The sequence below is a fragment of the Saccharothrix luteola genome (genome assembly GCF_020859565.1).
Taxonomy (GTDB): domain Bacteria; phylum Actinomycetota; class Actinomycetes; order Mycobacteriales; family Pseudonocardiaceae; genus Actinosynnema; species Actinosynnema luteola.
Genome location: NZ_JAJHUO010000044.1, coordinates 39,066 through 56,112, shown reverse-complemented (window position 1 = coordinate 56,112; position 17,047 = coordinate 39,066). Strand labels below are relative to the sequence as shown.

The following is a 17,047-nucleotide window of genomic DNA, read 5'->3' as shown; positions in this document are numbered from 1 at the left end:
TCCGAACGGCGGTATGACTCGGCGGTTTTTTCCACCAAGATCCACCGGGTTTGTAGGGAAGTGTCGTTTCACCGGGCTGGGGAGTGTGCTGACGGTGCGCGGTCACGACGACCACGCCTCCGGGAGAGATCCGGAGCGGATTCAACTCGACACGGGTGCCGCTGGAAGCGGTCCACCCGACTCGGGGCCCAGCACAGGCGCCGTGCCCGGCGACCGGGGAGTGTCCCGGTGGCGGCTGCGGAACTGGCGCTTGCGCAGCAAGCTGGCCGTGGTGCTCCTGGTGCCCGCGCTGAGCACGCTGACCCTCGCCGGGCTGAGGCTGAACACCCAGCTGGACGACGTGGAGCTGTTCGGCCAGGTCCAGCGGGAACTCCAGCTGTCCGCCCAGGTGGCGGCGGTGTCCGACGCCCTGCAGCTGGAGCGCGACGCCGCGGTCTGGTTCGTCGCGGGCGGTCGCCAGGAGAACGGCCCCGAGTTCCAGACGCGCTCGAGCAAGGTCGACACCGAGGTCCGCAGGCTGCGCGACGTCGCGGCCTCCACGACCGGTGTCGACGACGCGGTGCGCGAGGCGTTCCAGAAGTCGTTGCAGTCGCTGGACGGCCTCAACGCGCTGCGCAACACCGTGACCACCACCAAGTACCCCGACATCTCGGTGCACAGCGCCTACGGCCAGGTGCTGGCCGCGCTGGCGCAGGTGCACCGCGCGACCGCGAGCAGCCTGAGCAACGAGACGATCACGCCGCTGGCCGGCGCCAACCTCGCGCTCTACTCCGCGAAGGAGCAGCTGACGCAGCAGAACTCGATCCTGCTGTCGACGGCCAAGCGCGGCGAGTTCGCCCCCGGCCAGGCCAACGCGCTGCGCGCCGCGCAGTCCCGGTTGGACGCGGCGCTCACCGACTTCGCGGTCACCGCGAGCCAGGAGAACCGCCAGCTGCTGTCGGACACCGTGACCGGCACGCCGGTCGACGCGCGCAACAGCCTGGTGCAGCTGGCGCTGGTGCAGCAGGCCGACGCCGGCGAGGTGTCCATTTCGGACGGCGACGTCATGGCGGTCGGCGAGGAGACCGCGGCGCTGCTGCGGCAGGTGTCGCAGGACCTGGAGCGGCAGGCCGACCAGGCCTCGATCGACCTGACCGAGGCGGCCCGCGCGTCCGCGTGGCGTGACGCGGCGCTGGTCGCCGTCGCGCTGGTGATCGCGTTCGCCCTCATGGCCTTCGTCGCCCGCTCGATGCTGACGCCGCTGCGCGTGCTGCGCCGCACCGCGCTGGACGTGGCCCGCAACCGCCTGCCGGACGCGATCAAGCGGATCCGGACGCACCGCGACCCGGCACGTGCCGCGGAAGAGGCGCTGGTGCCCGTGCCGATCAACACGACCGAAGAGGTCGGCCAGGTGGCCCGGGCGTTCGACGCCGTGCAGCGCGAAGCCGTCCGCCTCGCGGTCGAGCAGGTGGCGCTGCGCGCGAACGTCAACGACATGTTCATCAACCTGTCCCGGCGCTCGCAGGCGCTGGTCGAGCGGCAGATCACCGTCATCGACCGGCTGGAGCAGGACGAGCAGGACCCCGACCAGCTGGCCAGCCTGTTCGAGCTGGACCACCTGGCCACCCAGATGCGCCGCAACAGCGAGAACCTGCTGGTGCTCTCCGGCACCACGGTCAACCGCCGCGTCACCCGGCCGGTGCCGATCTCCGAGGTGCTCGGCGCCGCGGTGTCCGAGGTCGAGAAGTACGCCCGGATCCAGATCGCGCCCGCGCCGGAGCTGAAGGTGCAGGGCCGCGTGGTCAACGACCTCGCGCACCTCATCGCCGAGCTGCTGGACAACGCGACCGCGTTCTCCAAGCCCACCACCAAGGTCACCGTGCGGGCGATCGAGACCCGGCGCGGCGAGGTGTCCATCCGCATCCACGACCGCGGCGTCGGCATGCAGGAGCAGGACGTCGTCGAGGCCAACACCAAGCTCGCCGACCCGCCCGAGGTCGACGTGTCGGTGGCCCGCGAGATGGGCCTGTACGTGGTCGGCCAGCTCGCCAAGCGGCACAACATCCGGGTCACGTTGAGCAACAACGACGACATAGAGGGTGGCGTCACGGCGCAGGTCGTGCTCCCGATGGACCTGCTGCACCGCGGTCCCGAGCCGCTCGCGCCCAGGCCGGCGCCCGCCGCGCTGCCGCAGCGCCAGGCCGCGCCGCAGCTGGAGGAGAGCGGCGTCGGCGTGCTGGCCGGCGTGCCCAAGTGGACGCCGGAGATCGCGCCCGGCGGTTACGCGCCGCTGGAACTGCCCGCCTCGACCGGACCGCAGGTCGTGCACACGCACGAGGCCGAGCCCAACGAGTACTTCCAGGTCGAGCAGACCCCGGTGGACGACCTGTTCACCGCCACCGTGACGGAGACCGTGCCGCCGCCCGGCGAGGAGGTGCCGGACTACTCGTACCCGCCGTCGGCCCCCCGGCGCCTGGCGCCCGAGCCGGTCGCGGAGGTCGAGCGGGAGGAGGACGACGCCTCCACCCAGCGGCTGCCGATCTACGAGGACGTGCTGTCGCGCTGGTTCCAGGGCGGCGAGGCCGAGGGCGGCGTGGTGCGCGGCGAGGTCGCCGACCACCCGGCGGCCGGCGTGCCGCCGGAGACCGCGTCCGAGCGGACGATGTTCGCCGACCGCGCCGAGCTGATGGGCACGGACGGCGGCCACGTCGGCACGGCGTCGGAGCAGACCGCGTACACCGACCGCTCCGACCTGATCACCCCGCCGCCCGCGCCGACGAGCAGGCCGAAGCCGCCCGAGCCGCGCGGCTCGACCCCGGCGGGCCTGCCCAAGCGCGAGCCCGCGCCGTCGGCGATCCCGTCCTCCGGCGCGTCGTCGGGACCCGGCTGGGGCGCGGCGGCGGACGACAGCTGGACGCTGGCGACCAGCGCGCTCAAGGCGCCGGTCGACGACACGACCACCGCGGGCCTGCCCAAGCGCGTGCCCAAGGCGCGCCTGATGCCGGGTTCGCTCTCCGCGCCCTCGCGCGGTTCGGCGCCGGCACCGTCGGCGGCGCAGCCGTCGGCGAACGGCGCCTCGTCGGCCGGTGTGGCGACCGCCGTGCCGCCGCGCAGGTCCGCCGACCGGTTGCGCCAGCGCTTCGCCACCTACCAGCGAGGCGTGCAACTCGGCCGTCAGGCGGGCGATGACGCCGGCATGCCGTGGGACGGCGTGTCGTTCGACGACAACACCCCCGCCAACGGCGGGAATCAGACCAAGGAGCAGAAGTGACCACCGCAACCGAGGAACTCGAAAACTTCAGTTGGCTGGTCGATGACTTCGTCGCCCGGGTCGCGGGCGTCGCGCACGCGATCGTGGTCTCCGCGGACGGACTGCTGCTCGCGTCCTCGGAGCGGTTGCCGATCGACCGCGCCGAGCAGCTCGCGGCCGTCGCGTCGGGCCTGGTCAGCCTGAACCTCGGCGCGGCGCGCTGCTTCGAGGCGGGCGACGTCAAGCAGACCGTGGTGGAGATGGAACGGGGCTACCTGTTCCTGATGTCCATCAGCGACGGCTCGTGCCTGGCCGTGCTCGCGGCGCCGAACTGCGACATCGGCCTGATCGGCTACGCGATGACGCGGCTGGTCGAGCGGGTCGGCGTCCAGCTCACCCCGGAGATCCGCTCGCAGCTGCACGTCGCCATGCGCGGCTGAGGTCCCACCACCCGGCGAGGTCCTACTACTAGGGAAAGCAGAGCAACATGAGCGGTGGCGCTCCCGACCGGCCGGGGTCACCCGCGGCGAGCCTGACCGTCACGTCGACGAAGATCGTGGTGGCCGGCGGGTTCGGTGTCGGCAAGACGACCTTCGTCGGGTCGGTGTCGGAAATCGTGCCGCTGACCACCGAGGCGGTGATGACCGAGGCCAGCGTCGGCGTGGACGACCTCTCGGCCACGCCCAACAAGATGACCACCACGGTGGCCATGGACTTCGGCCGGGTGTCGCTGGACAGCGACCTCATCCTCTACCTGTTCGGCACACCGGGTCAGCACCGGTTCTGGTTCATGTGGGACGACCTGGTGAAGGGCGCGATCGGCGCGGTCGTGCTGGTCGACACCCGCCGCTTGGCGGACGCGTTCGCCTCCATCGACTTCTTCGAGGACCGCGAGCTGCCGTACGTGATCGGCGTGAACTGCTTCGACGGCCTGCTGCACCACCGCATCGAGGACATCCGGGAGGCGCTGACGATCGACGAGTCGGTGCCGATCGTGCCCTGCGACGCGCGCAACCGGCAGTCGACCAAGCAGACGTTGATCACGCTGGTGCAGCACGCGATGCGGCAGCCGACGTTCGCCTGACCCACCCGCGCGACGGGCCGTGGCCGAAAATCGGTCGCGGCCCGTCGCCGTGCGGGCCACAATCGCCTGGGTGGCAGATTCCTTCGAGGACCCGGACCTGGCCGCCTACTACGACCTGATCAACCAGTTCGGCGAGGACGACCGCTTCTACCTCGAGCTGGTGCTGGCCGCGGACGCGGTGCTCGACGTCGGCTGCGGCACGGGCACGCTGCTCAAGGCCGCCCGCGCCAGTGGGCACGCCGGTCGGCTCGTCGGGCTCGACCCGGCCGAGGGCATGCTCCTGCAGGCCCGGCGCGACCCCGGCGTGGAGTGGGTGCGCGGCGACCTCGGCACGGTCGCGTTCGACGGGGAGTTCGACCTGGTCGTGATGACCGGTCACGCGTTCCAGGTCTTCCTCACCGACGACGAGGCGCGCGCCCAGTTCACCGCGATCCGCCGGGCGCTCAAGCCGGGCGGGCGGTTCGCGTTCGAGACCCGCAACCCCGGCGCGCGGGCCTGGGAGCGGTGGACGCCCGAGAACGGCACCGACATCGTCGGCCCCGACGGCGAGCGGGTGCGGGTCGAGCACTTCGTGGAGAGCGTGGAGAACGGGCTGGTCACGATGACCGAGACGTTCAGCAGCCCGGACTGGCCGCAGCCCCGCGTCGACCGCGGCGCGCTGCGGTTCACCGACGCCGACCACCTCGACGCGCTGCTGCGGGAGACCGGGTTCGACGTGGCCGAGCGCTACGGCTTCTGGGACCGCACGCCGCTCACCGACACCAGCCGCGAGATCATCACGATCGCACGACCAGGTCCGCGTCCGGCAGGCCACCGTCGCTGACGACCAGCGCGCCGGCCGCCCGCACCAGCGGCAGCACGGCGGCCAAGGCCTTGTGCGCCAACGCTTCCCCCGGCGGCACGGCCGGTTCCACGGCGTGCAGGCCGTGACGCTCCACAGCGGACAGTTCCGGCAGGCCGAGCGTGGCGTCGTGCAGCAGCAGGCGGACTCCCATGCCGCCCAACGCGACCAGGTTGTCCTCCACCGCGTCGAGGTCCTCGGCGGGCGCGGACAGGCACCGCGCGGACAGGCTCAGCCACAGCAGCTCCGGCGGCAGGCCCGAGGAGCGCAACGCCTCGGCGACCGGCGCGGTCAGGTCCGGGTCGCGCGACTGGTCCGGTGACAGCCGCACGAGCACCGGCAGCCGTTCGGCCGCGGCGTAGGCGCACGCCTCCTCCAGCACCCACTCGGCGAGTTGGCCGCTGAGCCCGAGCTCGTCGGCGAACCGCAGGCACTCCGCGTGCGACACCGGGCCGTACTCCGCCTCGTGCCACCGCAGCCGGGCCGCCGCCGCGACCGGTGCGCCGTGCCGGTCGACCGGCAGGTAGTCCAGCGCGATCTCGCCGTTCTGCAACGCGCCGGGCATGGTCGCGATCAACGACAACCTGGCGCGGTCGCGGGCGTCGCGCCCGGCGTCGTAGATGCCCCACTGGCCCTTGCCGCCGCTCTCCGCGCGGCGCAGCGTGCTGTGCGCCTGGCGCAGCAACGCCATCGCGTCCGACCCGCGCGCCGACGTGCGGACGAAGCCCATGCCCGCGGACACGCCGACGCCGTGCCCGGCCAGCCGCACCGGCTCGACGAGCGCGGCCTCGATCGCCTCGGCCAGCGCGGGGATGCCCGGCGTGGTGGGCGAGTCCTCGATCAGCACGACGAACTCGTCGCCGCCGATGCGCGCGACCGTGGCGTTCTCGTCCGCCACCACCGCGGTCAGCCGCCGTGCCACGACCCGGAGCAGCTCGTCGCCCGCCTCGTAGCCGAGGCCGTCGTTGACGATGGCGACGCCGTCCACGTCCAGGTAGCACAACGTGATGGAGCCCGGCCGGCTCAGCGCCCGCTCCAGCCCGGGCAGGAAGCTCTGCCGGTTCGGCAGGCCGGTCAGCACGTCGTGCAGGGCTTGGTGGCGCAGGTAGTCGCGCAGCACCCGCTGTTCCGTGGTGTCCTCGACCACGGCGACGTGCCAGCGCGGCCGGCCGTCGGCGTCGCGCACCACCGACAGCGCCACCTCGGTCCACAGCGGCTCGCCGGCCGCGTCGGTGAACTGCCGCTGCGCCCTGGTCACGCCCCCGGCGGACGGCGTGGCGGTGAACAGGGTCGCCAGCTCCGCGGGCGGCAGCATCGCCTCCAGCGCCGGGTTGGCGCCCACCAGCGCACCGTGGGCGTCGAAGATCGCGATGCCCGCCGTGGAACCGACGAAGACCTGCCGGAACAGCTCCGGCAGCGCCGACGCCTCGACCGCCGTGGGAACGCTTCCCCCGGCGGTGGTGACGCGGACTGGCTCGGTCATGAGTGGGTGTGCGGCGATGGGTGAAGATCAGGTCACCGCATCTTCGGACCACCGGCCACCGGCGTCAAGGTTTCACCGGATCGGGTTAAACACACACCCAGTCGGTCATGACCGTCGTGCCGCCGACCTCGCAGCGGAACCGGACGGGGCCCGACGGCGGCGGGCCGAGCAGGAACAGGCCCAGCTCGTCCAGCTCCGCCTCCTCCACCGGCCCGGTCGCGGTGACGAGCGCGACCCGGCCCGGCCCCGCCGGCAGCACCTGGCCCGCGACACCCGCCTCGGTCACCTCGACCTGCACGGACACGCCCTCGGCGTCGAACACGAGCTGCCGCGCGGTCTGCGTCGCCCGCGCCCGTGCCGCCAGCTCGTCGTCCAGCGCGGAGTCGTAGCTGGTCAGGGCGATCAGCTCGGCGTCGACCGTGCGCCACGCGAACGCCGCCCGCGCGGCTTCGAGCAGGTGCTCCGGCACGTCGCGCTCCTCGGCGAGCGCCTCGCCGAGCTCCCGCAGCAGCACCTCATCGCTGTCCCACCCCGGATCGTCCCTCAACACCGACCACACCTCCTCCGCCCACCGGCCGCGGCTCGACCAGCTCCATCACCGCGGGAGTCTTGCGCAACTTCTCCAGGCACCTGATCCGGGTGGGCCCGATGCTGCCCACCGGCATCGCGAGCTGCTCGGCGACCGCCGCGTAGCTCGGCGGCGGGTCGGCCATGAGCCTGGCCAGCAGCACCCGGCACGGCTCCGGCAGCGAGCGGAAGCCCTCCCGCAGCGCCTGCCGCCGCTGGGCGGCCTCCAGCTCCTCGTCCAGGTCCGCGACCGCGTCGTCCGGGCTCGCCGGCTCGTCCTCGGACCGCGGGTCGTACGGCAGGGTGCGCTGCTGGACCCGCAGGACGCGCAGGCACTCGTTGCGGGTGGTCGTGGCGATCCACCCGGGCAGCGCGTCCGCCTCCCGCAGGCTGCGCAGCTGCTCCACCAGCCGCAACCACACGGTCTGGTGCACGTCCGCGACGTCCGCGTGCCGCAACCGGTGCCGGTGCACCACCGCCAGCACCAAGGGCGTGAAGCGCGCGACGATCTCGTTCCACGCGCGCTGGTCGCCCTCCGCCGCCGCGCTCACGAGCGCGGCGATCGGGGAAGCAGGGGTCACGTCCCCTCCTCTGGTCCGGCGGGTGCCGCGCCTCCGCCCCGGCCTGCGCCGGCGCGGACCCCAGCCGGGTCACGGACTTCGGATTCTTCGCTGCCACACACTACGGAGCCGCGACCGCGCTGCGAGATACAAGCTTCGGACAGGCGCCTGTCAGGTCGCCGCCGTCGGCCGAGCAGCGCCGATCACACGAACACGCCGTAGCCGGGGAAGAACTCCGGTTGCCCCACCAGCAGGTGGTCGCGGGCCGCGACGGCGGTCAGGCCGTTCTCGGTCATCGTCGCGGCGATCCGCCCGGCCACGTGCGGCGCGGCGAACGAGGTGCCCAGCCAGTAGGCGAACCGGTCGTAGACGTCCACCGGCAGGTCCGGCAGCTCCCACCGGCCCTTGAGGAACGTGCTCGTCCGGTTGCCGACCGCGCACGCGTCGACCCAGTGCCCGTGGTTGGCGTAGCAGGCGGGCGCACGGCTGCCGTCACGCTCCTCGGCGACCGCCGACACGGCGAGGACACCGGGCAGCGCCGCCGGCCAACTCGGCCGGGTGGTGCCCTGGTTGCCCGCGGAGGCCACCACGACGACGTCGCGCGGCAGGCCCGCGAGCGCCCGGCGGATCGGTTCGGAGGCGGTGTCGTCCTGGGTGAAGCAGCCCATCGAGATGTTGAGGACCTGGACCTTCTCGTCGAACGACGACAGCGCCCGGGCGAACTGCTCCTCGGTGCCGAGGCCGTTGGGGTCCAACGCCTTCTCCGGGTCGAACCGCACGCCCGGCGCGGCCTGCCGGACCACGCCCGCGACGAAGGTGCCGTGGCCGCCTTCGAGGGCGAACACGTCGGAGTACCGGTAGGCGGCGTCGACCTCGTCCGCCTTGGGGACGAACGCGTCGCCGAGCCACCGCGGGTGGTCGATCGCGGCGGTCGCCGAGATGCCCGTGTCCACGATGCCGACGACGACGCCGCGGCCGAGGTGGGTGCGCGCCGGGTCCGGGTCCGCCAGCGGCGTGCCGACGCGCGGCGGCTCGCCCGGGTTGCCGTGCATGTTGCCGCCGTGCCCGACGAGCACGTGGTGCGGCTGCACGTACGGCGTGCGCTCGCCGGGCCACTGCGCCGGGTCCCGCAGCAGGCGGACGATCTCCGGGATGTCGTCGGGATTCCGGGACAGCACCAACCGCGCCATGCCGGCGAAATCCCGGCCGCGGCTGTTGCCGATGTTGTTCTGCGCGAGCTTGCGGGCGACCCGGTCGACGTCCTCGGGAATGGTCAGCAGCTCACCGGCGACGAAGAGGAATTCCCGGCCCCGCTCGGGGTGGAGGCGGTAGCTCTTGTGGTCGCGGATGGCCTGTCGGAAGGCCTCCTGGTAGAGCCCGGAGCGATTCGATGGTTCGGACACCGAGGCCTCACAGCGACGTCGACGGGTGCCGGGTGTGAGCAAGCTACCACAGCCCACTTGGTAATAAGGTGGGTTCGTGGCAGGGGTTTCCGCCGCCGCAGCGCTGGAAGCCCGGCAGCGGGATCCGCGGGCGGCCATCGAGATCGGCCGGTCCGCGCTGCGGGCGGCGCGGACTTCCGGCGACGACGAAGAGGCCTCCGCCGCGGAACGCGCGATCGGTCTGGCGTTGCGCGAGTTGCACGACTTCGACGCGGCGCTGCGCCACTTGCGCCGTTCCGTGCGCATCGCCGAACGGGCGGGTTCGGCGCGTTCGGCGGCCCTGGCCCGGATGAGCCTCGCGTTCGTGCTGTCGAACACCGGGCGGCACGCGCAGGCGTTGCGCGCGATCAACGCGGCGCTGCCGAACCTGCGCGGCGTGGACGCGGGCAGCGGCCGGATGCAACGGGGCCTGGTGCTGCACTACCTGTGCCGCTACGACGAGGCGTTGCGCGAGTACAACGGCGCGATCGAGGTGGTGCGCCGGTTCGGCGAGCGGCTGGTGGAGGCGCGGGCGCTGAACAACCGCGGGCTGCTGCGCGCCTACACCGGCGGCCTGCGTGCGGCGGACGAGGACTTCGACCGCGCCGCCTCGCTCTACCGGGAGCTCGACCAGGCGCTCGCCGTGGCCGACGTGCGGTGGAACGCGGGCATCTCCGCGTCACGCGCGGGCGACGTGCCGCGGGCGTTGACGATGTTCGCCGAGGCCGAGCGGGAGTACCGGCGGCTGGCGGTGCCGCGGCCCGCGCTGCTGATCAACCGGCTGGAGCTGCTGGTGTCCGTGCCGCTGCTGGAGGAGGCGCGGGCGGCGGCCGACCGGGCGTTGGGGGAACTGGGCGGCGACCTGGTGCTGGCCCGGTCGGAGGCGCTGTTCTACCGGGCCAGGATCGCGTTGCTGGAGGGCGACCTGGACCGGGCCGTGGAGATGGCGGTGGCCGCGCGCAAGGGTTTCCGCCGCGAGAAGCGCGAGGTGTGGGCGGAAGGCGCGCGGCACGTGGAGCTGCGCGCCGCGTACCTGAGCGGGCAGCGGACCAGGGCCCTGGTGACGGCGTTGACGAGGGTGGCGACCCGGTTGGACGCGCTGGGCTGGCGGATGGCGGGCCTGGAGGCGCGGGTCGACGGCGCGCTGGTCGCCCGCGACCTCGGCGACCGCTCGCGCGCCGTGGCGGAGCTGACCGCGGCGGGCGCGGCCAGGCGCGGCGGACCGGCCGCGCACCGGGTGCAGGGCTGGTACGCCGAGGCGTTGCGGCGCGACCTGCTCGGCAACGCGCGCGGCGCGCAGATCGCGTTGCGGCGCGGGTTGGCGCTGCTGGACGAGTACCGGGTGTCGCTGGGCGCGACGGAGTTGCGGGCGTTGAGCGGCGCGCAGGGCGCGGCGCTGGCGTCGGAAGGCCTGCGCGCGGCGGTCGCGGGCGGCCGGGCCGGCCGGGTGCTGAGCTGGGCGGAGGCGTGGCGCGCGGGCGCGCTGCGGATGACGCCCGCCCGGCCGCCGGAGGACTCGGGGCTGGCCGACGCGCTGGCGGAGCTGCGGGCCGTGACGGCGGACCTGGAAGCGGCGTCCACGGCGGGGCGGCCGACGGCGGCGCTGCGGCAGCGGCAGGTGCGCGGCGAGCAGCGGGTGCGCGAGCTGACCCGGCGGACCGGCGGTGGTGGCGCGGTGTTCAAGCCTCCCGCGGTCGGCGAGCTGGAGCGGGCGTTGGGCACGTCGGCGTTGGTGGAGTACGTCGACCACGACGGCGAGCTGCTGGCCGTGGTGGTGGCGGGTGGCCGGGCGTCGCTGCACCGGCTCGGCCCGGCGGCCGGCGCGGTGCGCGAGCTGCGGCTGCTGCGGTTCGCCCTGCACCGGCTGGTGACGCTGCCCGACCACGTCGACCGCACGCCGGTGCGAGCGGGTGCGGAGCACGCGGCCCGGCTGCTGCAGAACCGGCTGCTGGAACCGTTGCGGCGACGGCTCGACGACCGGCCCCTGGTGCTCGCGCCGACCGGTCGGCTCGGCGGCCTGCCGTGGTCGGCGCTGCCCGCGTGCCGCGGCCGTGCGGTGACCGTGGTGCCGTCGGCGACGGTGTGGCTGCGTGCCGCCACATCCGTGCTGGTGTCGCACGATCGGGTGGTCTTGGCGGCGGGTCCGCGGTTGCCGGCCGCGCCGACGGAGATCACGGCCATCGCGGCGCTCGGCCCGGTCGGGGCTTCGGTGCTGGTGGGCGGCGAGGCGACGGTGGACGCGGTGGCGTCGGCGATGGACGGCGCGCCGTTGGCGCACGTGGCCGCGCACGGCTCGTTCCGCGCCGACAACCCGCTGTTCTCGGCGCTGGAACTGGCCGACGGCCCGCTGACCGTCTACGACCTCGAACGGCTGCGCACACCGCCCGCGCGGGTCGTGCTGTCGGCGTGCGACTCGGGCCTGTCGGCGGTGCGGCCCGGCGACGAGCTCATGGGGTTCACCGCGGCGCTGCTCGGGCTCGGCACGCGCACGCTGGTCGCGCCGGTCATCCCCGTGCCGGCCGAGGTGACCACACCGCTGATGGTCGACCTGCACCGCAGGCTCGGCGCGGGCCACCCGCCCGCGGTCGCGCTGGCGGGCGCGCAGCAGGCGCACCGCGACGACGGCGACGCCGCGTTCGCCGCGAGCGCCGGGTTCCTGTGCTTCGGTGCGTGAACGTCGAGTGGGGAGGACCGGGAGATGGCATACGACGAGCACCTGGCCGAACGGATCCGCGACGAGGTCGGCGACCTGCCCGGCCTGAGCGCCAAGCGGATGTTCGGCGGCATCGCGTTCCTGCTGCACGGCAACATGCTCGTCGGCGTGACCGGTGACGACATGATCGCCCGCGTCGGCCCCGACGCGGCGGAGGCGTGCCTCGCCCTGCCCGGGACGCGGGTCTTCGACATGACCGGCAAGGTGATGCGCGGCTGGGTCGTGGTGGACGGCTCGGCGCTCGACGAGGACTCCGGCCTCACCGACTGGATCGGCCGGGCGCGGGAGTTCGTCGAGACCCTGCCGCCCAAGTAGGTTGGCGCCGTGGACAACAGCGCGGACGCACAGGACATGCTCGCGGTGGCGGTGGCCGAAGCGCGCGCCGGGCTCGTCGAGGGCGGCATCCCGATCGGCGCGGCCCTGTTCGCCGCCGACGGCACCCTCCTGGGCCGCGGCCACAACCGGCGGGTCCAGGACGGCGACGCGTCCACCCACGCCGAGACCGCCGCGTTCCGCGCCGCGGGCCGCCGGGCGAGCTACCGCGACACCGTCATGGTCACCACGCTGTCACCGTGCTGGTACTGCAGCGGGCTCGTTCGCCAGTTCGGGATACCCCACGTGGTGATCGGCGAGGCCCGGACGTTCCACGGCGGTCACGACTGGCTCGCCGAGCACGGTGTCCGGATCACGCTGCTGGACGACCAGGCGTGCGTCCGGATGATGACCGACTTCATCGCCGCCAAGCCCGAACTGTGGTTCGAGGACATCGGCCAGGTGTAACGCGCCGCGCTGCACGGCGACACAATCCCGACACGAGCCGACGCCACCATCGGCGGGCATGGAACCGTGGCACGTGGACGAATCACTGGCATCCCTGGTGCTGGCCGAGGGCGCGGTGGCGGTGGAGGTGCCGGCCAGTTGGGGCGCCGAGGTCAGCACCCACCTCCGCTCCGCCGGACCGCTCGGGCCGATCCTCGCCGTGCCCGGCCGCCGGCTGCGCTGGCTGTTCCTCGCCAGACCCGACCCGGAACCCGTGGCGGGGCACGTGCCGCCGCCCGACGTCCGCTACTGGCACGGTCCGCGGCGCATCCCGGCGGCGCGATCCCGGTGGGTGGTCCCCCCGGCGGGCGCACTGCCCCCGGTGGGGGCGGTGCGCTGCGCCATCAGGACGGTCCGCCGGTTCTGGTAGGGCTGGTAGGGCGTCGATCCCCTGGAAGTCGAACCCCTAGAACCGGGTCAACGCCTCTTCCACGGAACCGACCACGGTGAACACCGAGCTGAGCCCGGTCGCCTCGATCGGCCGCTGCGTCGCCCGGCTGGTCGCCACCAGCACCAGCGGGACGCCGAGAGCGCTCGCCCGCTGACTGCCGACGACCAGCGACTCCAAACCGGCCGAACCGAGGAAGCGCACCCCACCGAGGTCCACCACCACACCCCGCACGTTCTCGACCAGGTGCTCCGTGAGCGGCCTGGTCAACTCCTCCGCGCTGCTCGTGTCCAACTCGCCCGACACGTGCAGCACAACTACGCCGTCCGCGGGTCTGTCGACCCGAACGGAAGCAAGCGTCGCCGCGGGTTCTGGCACGCCGGTACTCCTCTCACTCAGCGACGCCGGCGCGGCGTCGAATCCTTCACGGTAGACCTCAACGGCCGTCGTCGACCGTTTCGGCCAAGATCAGATCGACCAGCCCGCGCGCGTCGGGCGAGCCGCCCAACGCCCGGCGCTGGCGCGCGGCGCCGCTGCCGTGCGCGCCGAGCCAGGCCACGTGATCCTCCACAGTGGACAGCGCGGAGGCGTCCTCGAGCGCGTCGGCGCACCACGACACCAGTTCGGCCAGGCGATCCCGGGCCGGCACCAGGTTGCCCGTGCGCGGGTCGACCGCCAAGCCGTCCACGCCGTCGCGCGCGGCCCGCCAGTACGCGGCGCGCAACATCATGTCATCCACCCGTTCGGGTTCCCCCGACTCGGCGGCGGTGCGGGCGAACGCCCGGATGACCTCGGCGATGACGACCGCCTCGCGCGCCGTCATCGGGATGTCCGCTACCCGCACCTCGACCGTGGGGTGCTGCGCGGACGGCCGCACGTCCCAGTAGACCATCCCGCTGTCGAGCAGCACCTCCGTCGACTCCAGCGCGCCGACCAGCCGGTCGTACTCGGCGGCGGAACCCAGGTGCGGCGGCGGGCCGCTGATCGGCCACCGCGACCACACGATCGTGCGCCAACTCGCGTAACCCGTGTCCTCGGCCTGCTCGATCGGGGAGTTCGCGCTCAACGCCAGCAACGTCGGCAGCCACGGGCGCAGGGCGTTCGCCACGCGGACCGCGACGTCCCGGTCCGGCACGCCCACGTGGACGTGCATCCCGCACACGCCCTGACCACCGATGATCGCGCGGTGCGTGCGCTCCATCATGCGGTAGCGGCGGTCGTCCGTGCCCGGAGGCGGGCCCAGCGTGCCGATCGGCGGGATCGCCGAGGCCAGCAGCCGGCAGCCCGCCGCGTGCGCGGCCTTCGCCAGGTGGATGCGACCACCGATGACCTGCTCCGCCAGCTCCTCGGCGGTCCGGCACACCGGCGTGGCGACCTCGATCTGGAAGGGGGTCAGCTCCCGTTGCACGTCGTGGCCCGCGCCGGCGTGCTGCTCGACCGAATCGGCCAGCGGCACGGGTCGGCGCGACTCGGGGTCGACTAGGAGGAACTCCTGCTCGACGCCCACGGTCCACGGCTCCGTCATGCCGGTCCCATACCCACTCGGCCGCGGTTTCAACCACGGTCTTGCGAATCGTTCGGGGGACGGGCGTTTCACTCGGTCGCGGTCGGGAACCTGGCCGCTGTGAGATTGCGCCGCAGTGATCCGGCCCAGGCGGGCTGGCGTCGCCGTGCCCGGGGCCGGGGGTTCAGCTACGTCGACGCCGACGGCGAGCCGCTCGACGCCGCGTCGGTGGCGCGGATCAAGTCCCTGGTCATCCCGCCCGCGTGGCGCGACGTGTGGGTGTGCCCGCACCCGAACGGCCACATCCAGGCGGTGGGCACGGACGCGGCCGGGCGGCGGCAGTACCTGTACCACGAGCGGTGGCGGCAGGACCGGGACGAGGAGAAGCACGACCGGGTGCTCTCGCTGGCGCCCGTGCTGCCCGGGTTCCGGGCGGAGGTGGCGCGGGAGCTGAGCGGGCGGGGGCGGTCGCGGCGGCGGGTGCTGGCGGTGGCGCTGGCGGTGTTGGAGCGCGGTGTGTTCCGGGTCGGGGGTGAGACGTACGCGGCGGACAACGGGACGCACGGCGTGGCGACGTTGCTGTGCTCGCACGTGGCCGTTCGGCGGTCCACTGTGGAGTTCTGCTACCCGGCGAAGGGCGGGATCGAGTTCACCACGGTGGTGGAGGACGAGGCGTTGGCGCGGGCGGTGCGGGGGTTGCTGCGGGGGCGGGGCGGGGACGAGCGGCTGCTGGTGGACGCGCGGGGGTACGCGGTCGGGTCGGATGACGTGAACGAGAGGTTCAAGGAGATGGTCGGGGCGGAGTTCTCGGTGAAGGACTTGCGGACGTGGCACGCGACCGTGCTGGCGGCGGCGGCGTTCGCGAGGGAAGGCCGGCCGGAGTCCGCGCGGGGGCGGAAGCGGGTGGAGGCGGGGGTGATGCGGGAGGTGGCGGAGCACTTGGGGAACACGCCGGCGGTGGCGAGGAGGTCCTACGTCGACCCGCGGGTGGTGCGGCGGTACCACGACGGGGTGATGATCAGACCGAGGTCGGCTGATCGTGAGACAGTGGAACGGGCCGTGCTGCGGATGCTGCGGAGGTGAATCACGTCATGTCCACCGTTTCCGCAGGTCGGTCGGTCGTCCGGTCACACTTTCGAGTGATCAACGGCCAAAAGTGTACGGAAACACCGTTACCGCACCTCGGTTAAAACCATGAGGAGCCCTCGCCAACCACCCCCCCGTGCCACCCCATCCGCCTCACCCAGCCGACCATCCGCCGACCGTCCCGACCTCAGCCGCCGTCACCGCAATCACGTACCACCGCAATCACCAGCCGCCACCGCGATCGCCCACCACCGCAATTCCGTCACGACCGCAATCGTCGGCCGGGACCGGGCCCCGGCTGGGGTAGCAGTGGACGTCACCGGGCATCACCCGGCCTCAGTGGCCATCACCGGAGATCACCGGAGATCACTGGCGGAGCAGGGCGCCGACGTCCTCGTGCAGCCGAACCGCCCCGCCGACGAGCACGATCTCGGCCCCGCACTCGACCGCCCGCAACGGCAGCACCTCGTCGGCCCGGCCGTCGTCGACCTGCTGCGAGCCGACGAGCGTGTCGGTCAGCAGCAGCGTGTCGACCCGGCCCTCGGCCAACGCCTGCCGGACCGCGACCAGTCCGTGCACGGCGCGTCCGGTGAGCCGCGTGGACTCGTCCCGGAATCGCTCGACCACCGCGCGCCGGGCGTCCTGGTTCGCCCGTCCGGCCAGGTGGAGCACGGCCCGATCGGGTGGTCCCTCGACCTCGACCACCAAGTGGTGGTAGCGGGTCGGCAAGGCCACCCGCAGTGAGCGCCGCCCGGCCAACGGCCCGGCCAGCACCAGCAGCGGCGCGCCCAGCAGGTCGACCAGGGTGGCGGCTTCCTCGGCGACGTCGGCCAGTTCCTGGGCGTCGAGTCGCCGTCCGGGACGCCGCGCGCCCACGGTCGCCACCGCCACCGGGCGGCCGGTCGGGTCGACGCCGCGCAGGTCCGCGCCGTGCTCGCCGACCTGGACGACCACGTGCGGCAGGAGGGGTTCGGACAGGTCGACCAGCGGCAGGATGTAGGGGAGCGGGCCGGTTCGGGCGGTGTAGCCGGTCGGTGGGACCGGGACGTACTGGTCGACCAGCACCCGTCCGCCGCCCACGACCAGACCACGCCCGGCGAGGCCGCGCGGGGTCGTGCCGGACATGATCGCGTTGTGCGCCAATGCCACGAGGTACGGGTCGGCGGCCATGGCTTGGAGTTGATCGCGCATCGCCCGCCATCGCAGGTCCACGTGATCGCCGACGTCGAGGTACACGGAGACGAACGGTCCCTCGACGTCGACCAGGTTTTGCAGACTCGCCGTGTGCATCGGTTCGGTCCTCCCCGTTCGGGTTACACGGGTGGTACCCGAAAGGGGGTTGGTGCAACCGC

The 17,047-nt window shown here is 73.4% G+C and carries 16 protein-coding genes; 9 read left to right on the top strand and 7 right to left on the bottom strand.

Features of this window, described 5'->3' with window-relative positions:
* Positions 1-250 precede the first annotated feature (250 nt).
* From LNK82_RS42380 to LNK82_RS42365, 4 genes are all read left to right on the top strand, one after another.
* Complete coding sequence (locus LNK82_RS42380) at positions 251-3,250, top strand: sensor histidine kinase (protein WP_230566265.1); 3,000 nt, start codon at positions 251-253, stop codon at positions 3,248-3,250.
* Positions 3,247-3,669, top strand: a complete 423-nt coding sequence (locus tag LNK82_RS42375) for a roadblock/LC7 domain-containing protein (protein ID WP_053721145.1) — start codon at positions 3,247-3,249, stop codon at positions 3,667-3,669. The genes LNK82_RS42380 and LNK82_RS42375 overlap by 4 nt, the downstream gene beginning before the upstream one ends.
* 47 nt (positions 3,670-3,716) lie before the next feature.
* Complete coding sequence (locus tag LNK82_RS42370; protein WP_230566264.1) at positions 3,717-4,313, top strand: GTP-binding protein; 597 nt, start codon at positions 3,717-3,719, stop codon at positions 4,311-4,313.
* Between the two features lie 70 nt (positions 4,314-4,383).
* The gene (locus tag LNK82_RS42365; RefSeq protein ID WP_230566263.1) at positions 4,384-5,136 is read left to right on the top strand and encodes a class I SAM-dependent methyltransferase; all 753 of its coding nucleotides are present in this window, start codon (positions 4,384-4,386) and stop codon (positions 5,134-5,136) included.
* Here the strand turns inward: LNK82_RS42365 and LNK82_RS42360 are convergent.
* From LNK82_RS42360 to LNK82_RS42345, 4 genes are all read right to left on the bottom strand, one after another.
* Positions 5,090-6,637, bottom strand: coding sequence for a GGDEF and EAL domain-containing protein (locus LNK82_RS42360; RefSeq protein WP_230566262.1), 1,548 nt, complete (start codon positions 6,635-6,637; stop codon positions 5,090-5,092). The two genes, LNK82_RS42365 and LNK82_RS42360, sit on opposite strands and share 47 nt — an antisense overlap.
* Positions 6,638-6,722: 85 nt before the next feature.
* Positions 6,723-7,187 carry a hypothetical protein gene (locus tag LNK82_RS42355; RefSeq protein ID WP_230566261.1) on the bottom strand — a complete coding sequence of 155 codons (465 nt, stop codon included), beginning with the start codon at positions 7,185-7,187 and terminating at the stop codon, positions 6,723-6,725.
* Positions 7,153-7,785, bottom strand: coding sequence for an RNA polymerase sigma factor (locus LNK82_RS42350; protein WP_230566260.1), 633 nt, complete (start codon positions 7,783-7,785; stop codon positions 7,153-7,155). Before LNK82_RS42350 ends, LNK82_RS42355 begins: the two co-directional genes overlap by 35 nt.
* Positions 7,786-7,967: 182 nt before the next feature.
* Positions 7,968-9,167 carry a S8 family peptidase gene (locus tag LNK82_RS42345; protein WP_230566259.1) on the bottom strand — a complete coding sequence of 400 codons (1,200 nt, stop codon included), beginning with the start codon at positions 9,165-9,167 and terminating at the stop codon, positions 7,968-7,970.
* A gap of 76 nt (positions 9,168-9,243) precedes the next feature.
* Here LNK82_RS42345 and LNK82_RS42340 point away from each other — a divergent pair, with 76 nt between their 5' ends.
* The 4 genes from LNK82_RS42340 to LNK82_RS42325 are packed head-to-tail and all read left to right on the top strand — an operon-like array spanning position 9,244 to position 13,087.
* Positions 9,244-11,859: a CHAT domain-containing protein gene (locus LNK82_RS42340; protein WP_230566258.1), complete on the top strand. Its 2,616-nt coding sequence runs from the start codon at positions 9,244-9,246 to the stop codon at positions 11,857-11,859.
* 24 nt (positions 11,860-11,883) lie between these two features.
* Positions 11,884-12,213, top strand: a complete 330-nt coding sequence (locus LNK82_RS42335) for a TfoX/Sxy family protein (RefSeq protein WP_230566257.1) — start codon at positions 11,884-11,886, stop codon at positions 12,211-12,213.
* 36 nt (positions 12,214-12,249) lie between these two features.
* Positions 12,250-12,678: a nucleoside deaminase gene (locus LNK82_RS42330; RefSeq protein WP_230566532.1), complete on the top strand. Its 429-nt coding sequence runs from the start codon at positions 12,250-12,252 to the stop codon at positions 12,676-12,678.
* 58 nt (positions 12,679-12,736) lie between these two features.
* Positions 12,737-13,087 carry a hypothetical protein gene (locus tag LNK82_RS42325; RefSeq protein ID WP_230566256.1) on the top strand — a complete coding sequence of 117 codons (351 nt, stop codon included), beginning with the start codon at positions 12,737-12,739 and terminating at the stop codon, positions 13,085-13,087.
* Between the two features lie 36 nt (positions 13,088-13,123).
* Here the strand turns inward: LNK82_RS42325 and LNK82_RS42320 are convergent, their stop codons facing one another.
* Both LNK82_RS42320 and LNK82_RS42315 read right to left on the bottom strand, forming a co-directional pair.
* The gene (locus LNK82_RS42320; RefSeq protein ID WP_230566255.1) at positions 13,124-13,420 is read right to left on the bottom strand and encodes an STAS domain-containing protein; all 297 of its coding nucleotides are present in this window, start codon (positions 13,418-13,420) and stop codon (positions 13,124-13,126) included.
* A gap of 121 nt (positions 13,421-13,541) precedes the next feature.
* On the bottom strand, positions 13,542-14,630 hold the full coding sequence (locus tag LNK82_RS42315; protein ID WP_230566254.1) for a carboxylate-amine ligase: 1,089 nt from the start codon (positions 14,628-14,630) through the stop codon (positions 13,542-13,544).
* 99 nt (positions 14,631-14,729) lie between these two features.
* Between LNK82_RS42315 and LNK82_RS42310 the strand changes: the two genes are divergently transcribed.
* Positions 14,730-15,692, top strand: coding sequence for a DNA topoisomerase IB (locus tag LNK82_RS42310; RefSeq protein ID WP_230566253.1), 963 nt, complete (start codon positions 14,730-14,732; stop codon positions 15,690-15,692).
* 369 nt (positions 15,693-16,061) lie between these two features.
* Here the strand turns inward: LNK82_RS42310 and LNK82_RS42305 are convergent, their stop codons facing one another.
* On the bottom strand, positions 16,062-16,985 hold the full coding sequence (locus LNK82_RS42305; RefSeq protein ID WP_230566252.1) for a hypothetical protein: 924 nt from the start codon (positions 16,983-16,985) through the stop codon (positions 16,062-16,064).
* Positions 16,986-17,047 lie beyond the last annotated feature (62 nt).

What these genes read in the sequence shown, in the direction of transcription:
- LNK82_RS42305 (WP_230566252.1), bottom strand. Translation starts at nt 16,985, where the DNA reads ATGCACACGGCGAGTCTGCAAAACCTGGTCGACGTCGAGGGACCGTTC.
- LNK82_RS42315 (WP_230566254.1), bottom strand. Translation starts at nt 14,630, where the DNA reads ATGACGGAGCCGTGGACCGTGGGCGTCGAGCAGGAGTTCCTCCTAGTC.
- LNK82_RS42370 (WP_230566264.1), top strand. Translation starts at nt 3,717, where the DNA reads ATGAGCGGTGGCGCTCCCGACCGGCCGGGGTCACCCGCGGCGAGCCTG.
- LNK82_RS42330 (WP_230566532.1), top strand. Translation starts at nt 12,250, where the DNA reads ATGCTCGCGGTGGCGGTGGCCGAAGCGCGCGCCGGGCTCGTCGAGGGC.
- LNK82_RS42325 (WP_230566256.1), top strand. Translation starts at nt 12,737, where the DNA reads ATGGAACCGTGGCACGTGGACGAATCACTGGCATCCCTGGTGCTGGCC.
- LNK82_RS42360 (WP_230566262.1), bottom strand. Translation starts at nt 6,637, where the DNA reads ATGACCGAGCCAGTCCGCGTCACCACCGCCGGGGGAAGCGTTCCCACG.
- LNK82_RS42335 (WP_230566257.1), top strand. Translation starts at nt 11,884, where the DNA reads ATGGCATACGACGAGCACCTGGCCGAACGGATCCGCGACGAGGTCGGC.